The organism is Actinoplanes sp. NPDC051346, assembly GCF_040682215.1.
Lineage (GTDB): Bacteria > Actinomycetota > Actinomycetes > Mycobacteriales > Micromonosporaceae > Actinoplanes.
This window is the reverse complement of sequence record NZ_JBFBAJ010000017.1, coordinates 63,701-79,086: the sequence shown is the minus strand read 5'-3', so window position 1 is coordinate 79,086 and position 15,386 is coordinate 63,701. Positions and strand designations below refer to the sequence as shown.

Sequence of the window (15,386 nt, the reverse complement as noted above, 5' to 3'; positions counted from 1 at the left end):
CGACGGGGGACGGTTACGTGCGGCGGCCCTCGAGGGGGAAAGGGACGGTGATGGACGACAGGGCCGCGATCGAGCTTGTCGGCGTACACAAGGACTTCGTGTCCCATGGTGAGACAGTACGGGCGGTATGCCCCATGGATCTGACCGTCCGGTCAGGCGAGTGCTTCTCCCTGCTGGGGCCCTCCGCTGCTTCCGCACCTCAATATCTACCGGAACGTGGCTTTCGGGTTGGAGAGCGCGGGGGTCGCCCGCGACGAGATCCGCCGCCGGGTCGGCGAGATGCTCTAGATCGTCGCGCTGGCCGGCCTGGAGAAACTCTCCCCGCGGGAGCTGTCCGGCGGACAGCAGCAGCGGGTCGCCCTGGCCCGCGCGCGCCCGGCCCGCCAGGACCAGAGGCTAGGTCAGGGCGGCGAGCAGCTCGTCCCGGCCGGCGACGCCGGTCTTGCGGTAGATCGACTTCAGGTGGTCGTTGACCGTGTACGGCGACAGCCGCAGCCGGCTGGCGATCTGTTTGGCGGGCAGACCCTGCCTTACCTGGTCGAGTACCACGCGTTCGGCGGGGGTGATGTCGAACCAGGACGCGAAGGCCGGCAGCAGCAGATCCGCGGAGGCGGGTTGGATGGTGATCACCACGGCGCCGGACTCCGGGTCGTCGAACGGTTGGGCCCGCATCGCCAGCCATCCTCCGCCGGCGGGGATGCGGGTGAGCGCCTCACCGCCGGAGCGCCGCGCGGCGTAGACGACGTTCCACAGGTTGGCGAAGAGGGCGTCGTCGTCGGCCTCCTCGGACGGTGGCAGCAGCTGGCGCAGCCAGGCACGCCCGCTGGCCGCGGCCCGGACGGTGTCGTCGGCCTCGACCATGACGACGCCCGGCGCGGCGCGGCCGTCGAGCGGGCGTGGCCGCCGACCGGCGACGAACCGCTTCAGCGCCACGGCCAGCGGCGCGGACAACCGCTCGGCGTGGCCGGCTTCGGCGGTGGTGAACGCCCGGCTCCCCCGCTCCCGGAGCAGGGTGAGTGTTCCCCAGGTGACACCGGCGTGGACGAGGGCGACGCGCAGCTCGCCGCCGAAGCCCTCGCCGGCCATGATGTCGTGCAGGCGTTCGCTGCGGCGTTCCTCGCTCGCGCCGGTGCCGAGCACGCCCACGCGACGGTCCCCGCCGGTCAGGGAGGCCAGGGAGTGCAGGTCTCGGCCGGCGAAATCGTTGAGCTCGATTCGCCGGGCGGCGGCGGCGCGGTAGCCGCCCTCGCTGATGACGAGGCAGCCGACGCCGGTGGTGGGGTCCAGAGCGCGGAGCTGGTAGCCGTCGTGCGGGATCAGCCGCCCGATCTTGCGGGAAATCTCGGCGCCGAACTCGGCGGGCGTCGTCGGCATGCGCCGAGTCTGCCGCCTCGACCATCCCCAGGTCTTGGGATTTTGCGGCGGCGTGCGTCACACCAGACTCGAGGGCATGGAACTTCACGAGTACGTCCGGTACGACGCGGTCGGTCTGCGCGGTCTCATGTCCACCGGTGAGGTGACGCCGGCCGAGGTCGAGGACGCCGCCCGGCGGGCCCTGGAAGCCGCGAACGCCGAGGTGAACGGCCTCGCGCTGCCGCTGTTCTCGCCCGCGCTCGACCACGCCCCGGACGGGCCGTTCGCCGGCGTGCCGTTCCTGCTCAAGGACAGCGGTCCGATGGCGGCCGGCGTCCCGTTCATGATGGGCAGCCGCGCCATCCAGCACGCGGTGGCCCGGCACGACAGCGACCTGATGCGCCGGTTCCGGGCCGCCGGTCTGGTCACCCTCGGACTGACCACGGTCCCCGAGATGCTGATCAGCTTCGCCACCGAGTCGGTCCGGTACGGAACGACCCGCAACCCGTGGGCGCCGGACCGGGGTGTCGGCGGCTCCAGCGGCGGCGCGGCGGCCCTCGTGGCGGCGGGGGCGGTGCCCCTGGCGCACGCCAACGACGGTGCCGGATCCATCCGGGTGCCCGCGTCGTGCTGCGGGCTGGTCGGCCTCAAGCCGAGCCGGGGCCGGGTCGGTTGCGGCCCCGACCTCGGCGAGCCGATGTTCGGGATGGCGTACGAGTTCGGGCTGACCCGCAGCGTCCGCGACACCGCGCACCTGCTCGACGCGGTGCAGGGTCCGGGCGTGGGCGACAAGTACACCGCGCCGCCGCCGCGCCGGCCCTACGCCGATGAGCTCGCGGCCGACCCGGGGCGGCTGCGGGTCGCGGTGTGCACGCGGGCGTGGTCGGGCGTGCCGGTGGACGCCGAGGTGGTGGCGGCGGCCGAGGCGACCGTCCGGCTGCTGGAGGCGATGGGGCACGAGGTGGTCGAGGCCGGCCCGGCGGTGGACTGGGAGGAAGCGGTGCTGGCCCTGCGGGCGGAACTGAACGCCATCGCGTCCATGTTCCTACTGGGTCCCCGGCCGCCGGACCCGCGCCTGCTGGAAGCGGTCTCGCGGCAGGCCATCGCCGAGGTGCGGGGCCTCAGCGCCCTGGACCTGATGGCCAGGCTGGACGCGCAGAACAGGGTGAGCAGATCGGTCGGCGCGTTCTTCACCGAATACGACCTGCTGGTGACGCCCACGCTGGCACAGCTACCGGCGCCGCACGGCACCCTGCGCTACGACGATCCCGACCACACGGTCGCCAGCTGGCTCGACACGCTGCTCGCCTACGGACCGTTCACCTCCGTCTTCAACGTCACCGGTCAGCCGGCCATGAGCCTGCCGCTCGGGCACAGCGCGGAGGGGCTGCCCGTCGGGGTGCAGCTCGTGGCCGGTTACGGCCGCGAGGATCTGCTGATCCGCGTCGCCGCCCGGCTCGAGGAGGCCGCGCCCTGGCAGGACCGGTCTCTAGGTCTTCGACTTCTCGAGGGGGGCGTCCGCCGGGGGTGACGGGCGGCGGCTGCGGCCTGCGCCGTGGGCCACCTTGCGGGCGTAGAGCTCGGCGTCGGCGTGCGCGTAGAGGGCGCCGAAGTCGTCGCCGTCGTCGCCCACCATCGCGGCGCCGACGCTGCAGGCGGTGCGTTCGGCGAGGGCCGCGCGCAGCGCCTCGGCGCGTTCCACCGGTGTCTCCCCGGGCCGCAGGCCGAGCAGCATCACGAACTCGTCCCCGCCGAGGCGGCCGACGAGGTCGCGGGGACGCCGGTGGGCGCGCAGGGTCCGCGCGACCCAGATCAGCAGCTCGTCGCCGGCCGCGTGGCCGTGCAGGTCGTTGACCTGCTTGAAGCCGTCCAGGTCGAAGATCAGTAGGGCCATCGGGCGGTGGTGGCGGCGCGCGGACGACCGCTCGGCCTCGAAGCGCTCGGTGAAGCCGCGCCGGTTCAGGCCGCCGGTGAGCGCGTCGAGCCGGGACAACCGGCTGAGCTGTCGCCGCTGCCGCGCGGCGATCCGGCCCTTGTGCCCACAGATCACCGACACCGCGAGGGCGCCGGCCAGGTGCATCACGACGTACCACGGGTTCGGGTCACCGACGAAGACCGCGATCGCCACATAACCGGCGACGATGACGGCCACTAGTGGTCGGCCGACGCTGGGCGTGGTCAGGGCGATGAGCGGCAGCGGTGCGAACAGCCCGAGTGCCAGGGTGGCGGTGGCTCCGCCGTCGAGGCAGACCACCGCGCCGGCGATGCCGAACTGCGTGACCCCGACGGCGAACATGACCGCGCCGCTGCGGCGGGACCGGCTCAGCGGACCGGCCAGCCAGAGCGTCCCCAGGCCGATCAGTCCCGCCACTGCCAGCAGCAGACCCATGCTGAGCCGGTGCGGATGACCCCCGGCGAACAGTGCCACGTAGAGCAGAGCGACGGCGGGGTCGAACAACCCGAGCCGGCCGGAGTCGGTGATTGCCCGCCGGCGCCGCTCGTGGCGGGAGACCTGGGGCGCCTCGGTGGGCGCGGCGGCGGCCCGGGCCCGGGCGACGGCCGCGGGCGGGGGCAGCTGCCGTACCCGGGAGGTCTTGTCCTCGTAAGCCCGCTCGTCGGCGCGCTGGCGCAACTCGGCGACGTCGGCCGCCTCGGCGGGGTAGCAGGCGAAGCCGATGCTGCCGGTCACGACGCCGTCCAGTGCCGCGCGCAGCCGCTCGGCCACGACGGCGGCGCCCTCGGCGTCGACGCCGCTGAGCACGGCCGCGAACTCGTCGCCGCCGAGGCGGCCGACGGCGTCGCGCGCCCGCAGCTGCGACGCCATGGTGCGCGCGGTCCAGGTCAGCAGTTCGTCGCCCGCCTGGTGGCCGTAGGTGTCGTTGACCTCCTTGAACCGGTCCAGGTCCAGCACGAGCAGGGCGACCGGCTCACCGGTGCGGTCGGCCTCGGCGAGCTCGGTGGTGAGGCGCTCGTCGAAGCCGCGCCGGTTGAGGCCGCCGGTCAGCGGGTCGGCCCGCGACAACTCGTCGAGGCGCCGCCGCAGCGACGCCATGGCGCCCGAGTAGCGCAGGCAGAGCACCGAGATCCCGCCGAAGGCCACGGTGTAGATCACCGCGTATCCCGGCGGTGAGGGGTCGCCGCCGATCGCGACGACCCAGTAGGCGACGCCTGTCAGCGCCGCGGCCGGCGCGAACGACCGTGGCGGCATCGAGACGGCGTACACCAGCAGGGCGAACGGAAGCAGCGCGCCGAGGGGGCCGGCCACCCCGCCGTCGAGCAGCCCGAGTGCGGCGTACCCGACGGTGTTGACCAGCAGCTGGGCGACGTGTAGCGGCATCCGGAGGCGGGCGCGGCCGATGGGTGCCGCCAGCCACATGCCGATCGCGCACAGCATGAGGAGGCCGACCGTCGCCGCCATCGCGGGACGGTGCCCGGCGGACCAGGTGGCGGCGATGTAGGGAACGGCCGGCATCGGGGTCAGCAGTGCCCAGACCGCGGCGCCGCGCGTCTGCCGCACCCGCCTTTCGGGTACGCCACGAGGATCCACCACGCTCGGCATCACCTCGGTTGCGCCCCCTCCTCGTCGCGTACCCCATCGGCGGGGGCGTCGGCAAGGTGAGGTTTCGAGGTCAGAGGTGGTGTGAGGATCTGCCCGGGACGCCGCGGCTCGGAGCTAACCTTGCCGGCATGCCGGATGATCACCAGGGACCACCGGCCGCGCCGTCCACCTGCCGCTTTCCGGTGCCGTGGACCCGCCTGGCGCCGGGATTCGCGCCCGGGCTGCTGATGCTGGTTCTCGGCCTGATCTATGCCGGGCGGCCCGCGCTGAGTTGGGACGAGGCCAGCACGGCCGACATCGTGCGACGCTCGCCGGGACAGATCTGGGACCTGATCCACCACGTCGACGCCGTCGTCGGGCCCTACTACTTCTTCCTGCACGCCTGGTCGCGGCTGGCGGGCACCTCGGAGACCGCCCTGCGCCTGCCCTCCATCGTCGCCATGGCCGTGGCGGTGGGGCTCGCCGGTGAACTCGGCCGCCGTCTGTTCACTCCCCTGGTCGGCCTGCTGGCGGGCCTGTTCCTCTGCCTCGTCCCGGACAACTCGCGGTTCGCGGCCGAGGCGCGCCCGTACGCCTTCACCTGTATGTTCTCGGTCCTTGCCCTGCTTCTGCTCCTGGGTGCGCTGGAGCGTCCACGGCCGCGCGGCTGGATCGCGTACGGAATTGCGGTCGTCCTGCTGGGGGCGAGCCACCTGATCGCGCTGACCACGCTCGCCGCCCACGCCGCCGTGGTGGCCTCCCACCGTCGGCGCGGAGACTCGCCGCGGGCTGTCTCCGCCTGGGCCGCGACGCTCGCCGTCTGCGCCGTGGTGCTGCTGCCCGTGGCGTGGCTGGGCGTGCGCCACCGCGCCGAGCAACTGACGTGGGTGGATCCGCTGACGCCGGACACCTTTCTGCGGGCGCCCTCCGAGATCGTCGGCGCCGCCAACCCGGCGTGGCTGCTGATCGGGCTGGCCGTCCTCGCGAGGTGGCGGCCCGCGGAGCCGGTGCGCCACCTGACCGTTCTCGCGCTGGCCCCACCGGTCGCGATCGCCGCCGTCTCGCTGTGGATCCCGCTCTGGGTGGCCCGCTACCTGATGGTGGTCCTGGCGCCGGTGGCGATCCTGGCCGCCGTGGCGGTGGTCGGCTCGGCCGGCCGGGCGGCGCGCGCGGGCCGCCGGGGGGCCGTCGCGCGGGTGGTCGCGATCGTCGTCCTGCTGGCGGTCACCGCGTATCCCGCGCACGCCCGGGTCCGTGGCAGCGCGGGGAAGAAAGGCCCCGACTACCGCAGCGTCGCCGCGATCGTCACCCGTCACCAGAGCCCCGGCGACGTCATCGTGTACGAGGCGCAGTCGCGAGCCATGCGAGCGGGCGTGGAGTACTACCTGCGCCGGCAGCCGTCCCGCCCCGGCGACGTGTTGCTGAGCCGCTCGGCCGCCGAGGCCGGCCAGCTCAGGGCCGACGAGTACCAGGACGCCGCGACGCACGTGGCGGGCCAGGACCGGGTGTGGCTCGTCGTCGGCGGCCACCCCGGCGACCCCACGACCGGCCAGCCCGCCCTGCGGAACCTGTTGCGCGAGCGGTACGAGCCCGTCCGCAGCTGGCAGCGGTCGGAGGTCACCGTCGTCCTCTTCCGGACGCGCCAGACGTAACGTTGCAGTCGCATTGCCAACGGCGTACCGTCGAATCCAATGCAGTTGTATTGGACCGGAGGTCGCAGTGCGCGTGGTGGTGTTGTCCGAGGCGTGCGCCGAGCGCGCCGAGCTGGTCGGCGGCAAGGCGGCGGGGCTGGGCCGGCTGATCGGGCAGGGAGAACGGGTGCCGCCCGGCTTCTGCGTCACCACCGAGGCCTACCGGCACGGGGAGATCCCGCGGGACGAAATCGCCGAGGCGTACGAGCGGCTGGGCGGCGGCCCGGTGGCGGTGCGGTCGAGCGCGACCGCCGAGGACCTCCCCGACGCGAGCTTCGCCGGCCAGCAGGACACCGTCCTCGACGTCGAGGGCCTCGACGAGGTGACGGCCGCCGTCGCGAAGTGCTGGGAGTCGCTGCACGGCGCCCGCGCCGCGGCCTACCGCGAGGCCCACGACATCGCGCACGCCGAGGTAGCCATGGCCGTCCTCCTGCAGCGCATGGTCCGTCCCGAGGTCGCCGGGGTGCTGTTCACCGCGAACCCGGTCACCGGACGCCGCACCGAGATGCTGGTCGACGCCGCCTCGGGGCTCGGCACGACCGTGGTCGACGGCACCGGCCCGGTGGACCACTACGTTCTCGACGACACCCCTCGCGACCCGACGGGCTGCCTCAGTCCGGCGCGGCTCGCGGAGCTGCGCGCGGTGGGTGATCGGCTCCAGGAGAAGTTGGGCGGCCCGCAGGACGTGGAGTGGGCCGTCGACCACGACGGCCTCCTGTGGCTGCTCCAGGCACGGCCGATCACCACGCTGTTTCCCCTTCCGCCGCCGACCACCAAACTCCTCCCCCGCGTGTACGTGGAGTTCGGGCACGTGCAGGGCATGCTGCGGCCGGTGACGCCCATGGGGATGGCCAACCTGCGGGCGCAGATCGTCGGAATGCTCGCCGCGCTGGGCGTCAAAGCGGACATCGTCGACATCGGCGGACGCCTCTACGGCGACCTCAGTGACCTCGCGCGGCACCGGACCGCCCGGCGCCGGCTCGTCAAGCTCATGGCCGTCGACTTCGGCCCGCGCGCCCAGGCCGTCATGGAGCACGTGCTGGCCGACCCCCGGTTCGCCCCGGGCAGCGGCGGCTCCGCCCGCCCGGGCGGGGCGGACGCGTCGGCGCTGCGCACGGCCGGCCGAGCGGTCGCCGGCATCCTCCGCGCGCTGGCCCGTCCCGAGAAGGCACGCCAGCGGCTGTTCGACGCCGTCGAGCGCATCCGCGTGGCCTCCGCCGGCTCCGACGCACCGATGACCACCGCCGAGCGGCTGAGCCACGCCGAGGCGCAGGACGCGACGGACAGCCCCGACGACATCGTCTGGCCCATCGTCGCCGGCATGCTCGCGGCCGCCCTCCCGGCCAAGCTGTTGGACGGCGTGGCGGCGCCCGGGGAGATCCACACCGTGCTGGGCGGGATGCCGCACAACGTCACCATCGAGATGGACCTCGCGTTGTGGCGGCTGGCCGAGAAGGCCGGCGGCCACCGGGAGCTGCTGCTCGGCACGCCACCGGGCGAGCTGGCCGCACGGTACGCCGACGGCACGCTGCCGGACATCGGGCTGGACGGGTTCCTCGAGGCGTACGGCCACCGGGGCGTCGCCGAGGTCGACCTCGGCGTGCCCCGCTGGGACGAGGATCCCACGCCGGTGCTCGCCATGATCGCGAACTACCTCCGCGTCACCGACGCGGACCAGGCACCCGACCGGCGCTTCGCCCACGCCGCCGCCACGGCCGAGGCCGGGCTGCGCGACCTCGCCGCCCGGGCCCGCCGCAGGCCGGTTCGCGGCCGGCTCGCCGTCTTCCTGCTGCGCCGGGCGCGATCGCTGGCGGGCCTGCGGGAGGCCGGCAAGTTCGCCGGGCTCTACCGGCTGCGGGAGGTGCGGCGGCACCTGCTGCACATCGGCGCCGACCTCGCCGGCTCCGGCCGGCTCGACCAGGCCGGCGACATCATGTTCCTGACCCTCGACGAGGTGCGGGCCGCCGTGCACGAGGGCGCCGACTGCCACGCCACCGCCGCCGCCCGCAAGGCGGTGCACCGGGCGGAGTCCCGCCGCCGGGCCGTGCCGGTCGGTCTGCTGTCCGACGGTACGGACATCGAGGCCGTCCTGCCCCCAAAGCCTGCCACCGACGGCGTACTCACCGGCGTGGGCGCCGCCGCGGGCCGGATCACCGGCCCGGCCCGGGTCGTGCACGACCCGGCGACCGCCCACGTGGAACCCGGCGAGATCCTCGTCGCCGCCACCACCGACCCCGGCTGGACGCCGCTGTTCCTCACCGCCGGCGGGCTCGTCACCGAGACCGGCGCGATCATGGCGCACGGCCCCACCGTGGCCCGCGAGTACGGCATCCCCGCGGTGATCAGCGTCCCCGGCGCGACCCGGAAGATCACCACCGGCCAGATCGTCACGGTCGACGGGGCGGCGGGAACCGTCGCCGTCGATGCGACGGCCCTGTGAAACCATCGACACCATGCCTAGGAAGGTCGACACCCATCAGCGGCGCACCCGGATCGCCGACGCCCTGATGCGGGTCGCCGCGGAGCAGGGACTCGAGGCCGTCAGTCTGCGCCACGTCGCCGCCGCGGCCGGTGTCTCGCCCGGGATGGTGCAGCACTACTTCCGCACCAAGGACGAGATGATGGGATTCGCGCTGGAGGTGGTCCGCGACCGCACCCAGGTACGGGTCACCGAGGCGCTCGCCCGGCTCGGCGTCGAACCGGAGCCACGGCTGCTGCTGCGTACGATGATCACCGCGATCCTGCCCCTCGACGCCGAGACCCGCGACGACGGGCGGGTGGCACTGGCGTTCCTCGCGTACACGGCGGTACGCCCGGCGGCCGCCTCGGCGCTGCGGGAGGACACCACGCAGATGACCGCGTTCATCGCCCGGCTCCTGCCCGGCCCGGGCGCCGAGCCCGCCGCGGCGGGGCTGCTGGCGCTGATGGAAGGCCTCGGTGTCTATCTGCTGGGCGGCCACTACACCACTGAACAGGCTCTGGCCGCCCTAGACGCCCAGCTCGACCGATTGTTCTCACCGAGGGCGTAGTAATGACTGTTTCCTTCATCGTCGCGGCGAGGCGCCGATAGTTCCAGCGTGGGGCGAGGCAAATTCGGGGCGAAGGGCGGGTCACGACTGTTCGTGGCGTACGCCGCCGCGAGCCTCGTGCCCGTCGCCGTGCTCGGCGCCGTGCTGGTGACCGGCTACCGCAACGACGCCGCCCGGCAGGCCGAGGAGCAGGGCCGCGCCCAGGCCGTCGTCATCGCCGAGATGGCGGTCGCCCCGGCGCTCGAGGAAGCCGACCTGACCGCCGGGCTCACCCAGACACAGCGGGAGCGGCTGCACGCCGCCACCGACTTCGCGATCTTCCACGGTTCCGTCGTGCGCCTGCGGCTGCGCAGCTTCAGCGGACAGGTGATCTTCTCCGACGACGGCTCCACCGCCGGGGGCATCCCGGTGGCGGACCCCGCCTTCCGGACCGCCGCCGTCGGCCAGACCGACGTCGCGGTCGTGCCCGACACCGAACGCGGCAACGGCGAGGTGATCCGGGTCCTGGAGCCGGTGGTCGCCAGCGCCTCCGGGCGGGCGATCGGGGTGCTGGAGCTCTACCTGCCGTACGAAAGCATCGCGGCGCAGCTGCGGGAGCAGATGCGGGTGACGTACTGGCGCCTCGCCGCGGGCCTGGTCGGGCTCTACCTGGTGCTGGCGCTGATCTCCTGGTCCACCACCCGCTCGCTGCGCCGCTACGCCGCCCAGCAGGAGCGCGAGGCGCTGCACGACGTCCTCACCGGGCTGCCCAACCGGGCTGCCTTCCGGCTGCGGGCCAAATCCGCCCTGGAGAACGCCCCGAAGCGCGGTGCGTTCGTGCTCGTCGACCTCAACCACTTCAAGGAGGTCAACGACACCCTCGGCCACCACGCCGGCGACGAGCTGCTGAAGGTGGTCGCCGGCCGGCTGGTGGCGGCGTTGCGTCCGGAGGACACCGTCACCCGCCTCGGCGGCGACGAGTTCGGCCTGATCCTGCCCGGAGTCGACCGCGACGAGGTTCTCGCGCTGCTCTCCGGCGCCCGCGCCCGCCTCACCGAGGAGATCGTGCTCGACGGCATCCCGCTGACCATCGAGGCAAGCTTCGGGGTGGCGCTCTACCCCGAGCACGGGGCCGCCGTCGAGGAACTGCTGCAGTGCGCCGACGCCGCCATGTACCAGGGCAAGCGCGGCACCCACGGCATCGTCGTCTACGCCGGCGGCGAGGTCGCGCACTCCACCCAGTGGCTGGTGGTGCAGGCCGAGCTGCGGCACGCCCTCGAACGCGACGAACTGGTCCTGCACTACCAGCCCAAGATCCGCCTGTCCGACGGGCAGATCTGCGGCGTGGAGGCGCTGGTCCGCTGGCAGCACCCGATGCGCGGGCTGCTCGCACCTGCCGACTTCCTGCCCGCCGCCGAGCAGTCCGGCCTGATCGAGCCGCTCACCGACTGGGTGCTGCGCCGCGCCCTCGCCGACCAGCGGGACTGGACCACCGCCGGACGGACCTGGCCCGTGGCGGTCAACGTCTCGGCCCGCAACCTCGACCAGCCGAACTTCGCCGACTCCGTCTCCGCGCTGCTCGCCGAATCCGGCACCCCGGAAGACATGCTGATGCTCGAGGTCACCGAGACGGCGCTGGCCGGCGACACCCCCGCCGCCCTGCGCGCCGTCGTCGACATCGTCGAGCACGGCATCGGCGTCGCCGTCGACGACTTCGGCGTCGGATACACCAGCCTCTCGCAGCTTCGGGCCATCCCCGTCTCCGAGATCAAGATCGACCGACTCTTCGTCGACGGCCTGTCCCGCAACCCGCAGAGCGAGGCGATCGTGCGCTCGGTGATCGAGCTGGCGCACGGCCTGGGCTGCTGGGTCACCGCCGAAGGTGTCGAGACCGAGGAGGTTCGGCACTGGCTCTACGACGCCGGCTGCGACGCCGCACAGGGCACGCTGCTCGGCTCCCCGCTGACCTGGAACGACCTGATCGAGACCACCACGGCCGACCGTACCCGGCGGGACATCCCCGCCGCGGCCGGCTCATGACAGGAGCACACTCGCGATGAGAAAGCTGACGAAGACCGGCCTGGCCCTGACCGGTGTCCTGCTGGCCCTGGCGGGGTGTGGCGGCGCCGACAAGTCCGCCGAGAACGGCAACGGCGGATCCAGCACCATCGAGATGGACCAGGCCCTGCACGACGCGCTGCCCCAGGAGATCCGCGACCGCGGCACCATCCGGCTGATCACCGACCCCGCCTACGCGCCGATGGAGTCGTACGGCCCGGACGGCCGCACCATCGTCGGCTTCGAGCCGGACCTCGCCGCCGCGCTCGGCACCGTGCTCGGCATCAAGATCGAGATGGTCGCCGGTGACGACTTCAGCACCTTCCTCAACGAGACCGTCAAGGGCACCTATGACGGGGTGCTGTCCTCCATGACCGACACCGCCGAGCGGGAGAAGGAGGCCGACTTCGTCAACTACTTCGCCGCCGGCACCTCGATCGTGGTGCAGCGGGGCAACCCGAGCGGCGTCACCGACCTCAAGGACATCTGCGGCAAGGTCGTCGCGGTCGAGAAGGCCACGGTCCAGGTCGACCTGCTGGAGCGCTCACAGCAGGGCTGCGGCACCAAGCCGATCATCGTGAAGACCTACAAGACCAACGCCGACGCGCTACTGCAGCTGCGCACCGGCCGGGCCGTGGCGGTCCTCAACGACTACCCGCCGGCCGTGCACCTCACCACCGACCAGCGCACCCGCGGCTTCTACCAGCTCGCCTCGACGGTCCAGTACGAGCCGGGCCTGTACGGCATCGCCGTCGCCAAGGGCAAGGGCCCGCTGCGCGACACCCTCCACGACGCCCTGGACCGGCTGATCCGCTCCGGCGCCTACGGCGAGCTGCTCGAACGCTGGGGCCTCACCAGCGGAGCGATGAGCGCGGCGTCGATCAACGCGGCCGGCGGCGGCTTCACGACCGGCTGACGCCCACGGGCGGCGCTCGCGTCGTGGGCCGGGCGGCGTGCGTAGACTCGGCGGGTGTCGCCCCCGGCTCCGCTGCTGCTCGTCCTCGACGGAAACAGCCTGTTGCACCGCGCCTACCACGCCGGTGCGGTCGACGGTCTGCTCGACTCCTCCGGCCGGCCGGTGTGGGCGCTGCGCGGACTCGTCGGATTCATCGCGCGGGCCGCGGCCTACCTGCGGCCCGACGCGCTGATCGTCGGCTTCGACTGCCCCGACGACTCCGCGCGCCGAGCTGACTACGCCGGCTACAAGGCCCACCGCCCGGAAAAGCCCGCCGACCTCAGCGAACAGATCGCCGGCGCGCCCGACCTGCTCACCGCCGCCGGGGTACGCAGCATCGTCCCGCCCGCCTGGGAGGCCGACGACGTGCTCGCCAGCGCGGCGGCGCACGCCCGCGGCCACGGCTGGCGCTCGGTGCTGATGACCAGCGACCGCGACGCCTTCGCCCTCATCGACGAGACCACCTCGGTGCTGCGCGTCCGCAACGGCGGCTTCGACGAGGCTGTGCTGGTCGACGCCGCCGGCCTCCCCGAGCTCTGCGGCGTGGAACCATGGCAGTACCGCGACTTCGCCGCGCTCCGCGGCGACCCCTCCGACAACCTGCCCGGCGTCCGCGGCTTCGGCGAGGCCACCGCCGCCAAACTGCTCGCCGCCTTCGGCACGATCGACGGGGCGTGGACGGCGCTGGAGTCGGGCGCCGCGCACCTGATCCGCGAGGCCGTCGGCGACCGGGCCGCCGAACAGTTCGCCGCGCCCGGCGTCCGCGAGGTGATCGAGCGCAACCGGCGGCTCATGCGGATGCGCACCGACCTGGCCGTGCCCGGGCTCGACGAGGTGCGGCTGCCGCTGAGCCTGCCGGTGTTCCGGCGGGCCCTGCGCGAACGCGGCATCAATCTGGGACCGTCGCTGTGGGCGCTTACGGGCGGGGTCCCGCAACAGCGCCAGCCCCGCGACGAAGACCCGATTCCGGAGCTGCGGCCGTGGATCATCCGCAAGGGCATGACCGGGCGCCGCGACCCTACTCCGGGTCAGCTGTCGCTCTTCTAGGCCGCGGGCCTCCTACAAGGGCAACTCGATCTCCCACTGAGCGAACGGAGGATCCACCCGGTAGGTGTCGTCGCAGCATCTACGGATCCACTGCGCGGCGCGAAACTCCGCGTCGTCGTAGTTCGTCACCTTGCCCGCCTCATCGACGTCCAGGACATTGGCGAAAATGGCGAAGACCTGCTCAAGGCCTGATCCGTACGCCATGACGACGGGGCGGTAGTCGAAATCCTCCAGCAACTCCATGACGAGCGTCCCGTTGGCCAGGAAGAAGGCGAAGAAGCGAAGCGCTGATCGAACATCCTCGGGTAGTTGTGCCACGCTGCGATTCTGCCTGCTGACGTCGGATCGCTATCTTCTCGTGCATGACGGACGACGACCTCTCTTGGCCCACGGAGAAGTTGTCGGCCTTACGGCTGGGTCGGCGACTGGCAGTTGAGGTTCCGGCCTCGGATCCCGCGGTGGCCGATTGCTTGACTCGAGGAGAGCCGGATCGTATCGGCAAAGCCTCAGCGGAACGTCGGGACAGGAAGCGTCCGAGCGGGGTGCTCGTCGTTGAGCCATCGGCGGACCGCTGCGAAGTCTTCCTCGGTGAGGCCCTGGAACGGATCGACACGACGCAGCAACGCCCCGCCCGGATGGTGTGCCGCGACCCATCGCCGGTCGGTATCGGTCAGCTCGTCGTCGATCCAGGCGAACGGACCTCCACCTACCCACCGGATCAGGGCGTCTGTCTTCCAGTGCAGACCACGCGCGAGGTCCTCGGCGTCGTCGGGCCACTCGACGACGGGCAGTGGGGGCAATCCGAGCCGTGGTGAGACGACCTCATTCGCCTCCTGCCCCCAGGTCGTCGCCCAGACCAGCCCGCATCCCAGTTCCAGCAGCCGTCGCCCATCCTCCGGATTGATGCGATCAAGCAGAGGGTTGCCCGTGTCGTTCGCCAACGTCGGAGGAATCACCTGGCCCAGGGGGCGGGCTCTGAACGGGATCAGCGGACCGTCGACGTCGAGGAAGATGACGGGCTCGCCGGCCTGACCGGAGATCACGTGCGAACCCTACCGAACAGCAGGCGCTGCGCTCGTCTCCAGGCACAGGTGATCCCGCGGTAGGGCGGCCGACCCGCCGAATCCCTTGACGGGGAACCAGGCAACCACGGCAATCATGCCGGTGCCGGCGATCTGGGCGGCCATGATGCCCAACGGTGGAGCTGCTTGGTGGGACCTCTATCGAACGAGCTCGGCATCCAGGAGATCAGCTGCTTCGTCAAGGACGGCTGCGAACTCGTCCGCCGGGATCTTGGCAACGAAGACCTTGCCCAGGTCCTCGGGGAAGGGATGCTCCGCTCGCTGGTAAGCGAAAACGACCACTAGATCGTCACCGTCCAGATAGGCGTAGCTCGTCACGTTGTCGACGGTCGGACCCCAGTGCAGCAGCCAAAACTGCTCTCGAAAGTCTGTCTCGTTGTCCGCGTAGAGCAGCCGGAAGATCTCCTCCGGTGAACGTTCCGGGAACGGGCAAGGGCTGACGTCGCGGCGCCGTACCTGGGCCGCCGTGGACCGGAGGAAAGGGATGAAGGAAGGAAGGAAGGCGGTGTTGTCGTCCGTCGTCAGCCATTTGCCGCCGGCCCATAGATCGACGGTGCGCAGATCGCCGGTGGCCGGGTCGGGTGGCGGCGGCCAGACCTGGCCCACCTCTACAGCAAATCTGGCTCGGTCACCGAATTGTCGCGTCATAGGATC

12 protein-coding genes are annotated in these 15,386 nt (G+C 72.4%); 7 read left to right on the top strand and 5 right to left on the bottom strand.

Annotated features, from left to right (window positions below; genetic code table 11):
- Window positions 1-396 precede the first annotated feature (396 nt).
- Window positions 397-1,374, bottom strand: a complete 978-nt coding sequence (locus AB0M36_RS32475; protein ID WP_364165456.1) for a helix-turn-helix transcriptional regulator — start codon at window positions 1,372-1,374, stop codon at window positions 397-399.
- Between the two features lie 76 nt (window positions 1,375-1,450).
- Here AB0M36_RS32475 and AB0M36_RS32470 point away from each other — a divergent pair, with 76 nt between their 5' ends.
- On the top strand, window positions 1,451-2,884 hold the full coding sequence (locus tag AB0M36_RS32470) for an amidase family protein (protein ID WP_364165453.1): 1,434 nt from the start codon (window positions 1,451-1,453) through the stop codon (window positions 2,882-2,884).
- Here the strand turns inward: AB0M36_RS32470 and AB0M36_RS32465 are convergent.
- Complete coding sequence (locus AB0M36_RS32465) at window positions 2,843-4,903, bottom strand: GGDEF domain-containing protein (protein ID WP_364165451.1); 2,061 nt, start codon at window positions 4,901-4,903, stop codon at window positions 2,843-2,845. The two genes, AB0M36_RS32470 and AB0M36_RS32465, sit on opposite strands and share 42 nt — an antisense overlap.
- Before the next feature lie 137 nt (window positions 4,904-5,040).
- Between AB0M36_RS32465 and AB0M36_RS32460 the strand changes: the two genes are divergently transcribed.
- From AB0M36_RS32460 to AB0M36_RS32435, 6 genes are all read left to right on the top strand, one after another.
- The gene (locus AB0M36_RS32460) at window positions 5,041-6,543 is read left to right on the top strand and encodes a glycosyltransferase family 39 protein (RefSeq protein ID WP_364165449.1); all 1,503 of its coding nucleotides are present in this window, start codon (window positions 5,041-5,043) and stop codon (window positions 6,541-6,543) included.
- 67 nt (window positions 6,544-6,610) lie between these two features.
- Window positions 6,611-9,022, top strand: a complete 2,412-nt coding sequence (locus AB0M36_RS32455; protein ID WP_364165446.1) for a PEP/pyruvate-binding domain-containing protein — start codon at window positions 6,611-6,613, stop codon at window positions 9,020-9,022.
- Between the two features lie 13 nt (window positions 9,023-9,035).
- Window positions 9,036-9,611, top strand: coding sequence for a TetR family transcriptional regulator C-terminal domain-containing protein (locus AB0M36_RS32450; protein WP_364165443.1), 576 nt, complete (start codon window positions 9,036-9,038; stop codon window positions 9,609-9,611).
- Window positions 9,612-9,659: 48 nt separating this feature from the next.
- Window positions 9,660-11,630 carry a bifunctional diguanylate cyclase/phosphodiesterase gene (locus AB0M36_RS32445; RefSeq protein ID WP_364165441.1) on the top strand — a complete coding sequence of 657 codons (1,971 nt, stop codon included), beginning with the start codon at window positions 9,660-9,662 and terminating at the stop codon, window positions 11,628-11,630.
- A 16-nt stretch (window positions 11,631-11,646) separates the two neighbouring features.
- Complete coding sequence (locus tag AB0M36_RS32440) at window positions 11,647-12,564, top strand: ABC transporter substrate-binding protein (RefSeq protein ID WP_364165438.1); 918 nt, start codon at window positions 11,647-11,649, stop codon at window positions 12,562-12,564.
- Window positions 12,565-12,618: 54 nt separating this feature from the next.
- Complete coding sequence (locus tag AB0M36_RS32435; RefSeq protein ID WP_364165435.1) at window positions 12,619-13,650, top strand: 5'-3' exonuclease H3TH domain-containing protein; 1,032 nt, start codon at window positions 12,619-12,621, stop codon at window positions 13,648-13,650.
- 12 nt (window positions 13,651-13,662) lie between these two features.
- Here AB0M36_RS32435 and AB0M36_RS32430 read toward each other — a convergent pair whose 3' ends face one another.
- The 3 genes from AB0M36_RS32430 to AB0M36_RS32420 all read right to left on the bottom strand — a co-directional run bounded on the left by AB0M36_RS32430 (window position 13,663) and on the right by AB0M36_RS32420 (window position 15,380).
- Window positions 13,663-13,968: a hypothetical protein gene (locus tag AB0M36_RS32430; RefSeq protein ID WP_364165432.1), complete on the bottom strand. Its 306-nt coding sequence runs from the start codon at window positions 13,966-13,968 to the stop codon at window positions 13,663-13,665.
- A 188-nt stretch (window positions 13,969-14,156) separates the two neighbouring features.
- The gene (locus tag AB0M36_RS32425) at window positions 14,157-14,690 is read right to left on the bottom strand and encodes an HAD domain-containing protein (RefSeq protein ID WP_364165604.1); all 534 of its coding nucleotides are present in this window, start codon (window positions 14,688-14,690) and stop codon (window positions 14,157-14,159) included.
- A 180-nt stretch (window positions 14,691-14,870) separates the two neighbouring features.
- Window positions 14,871-15,380, bottom strand: a complete 510-nt coding sequence (locus AB0M36_RS32420) for a hypothetical protein (RefSeq protein WP_364165429.1) — start codon at window positions 15,378-15,380, stop codon at window positions 14,871-14,873.
- Window positions 15,381-15,386 lie beyond the last annotated feature (6 nt).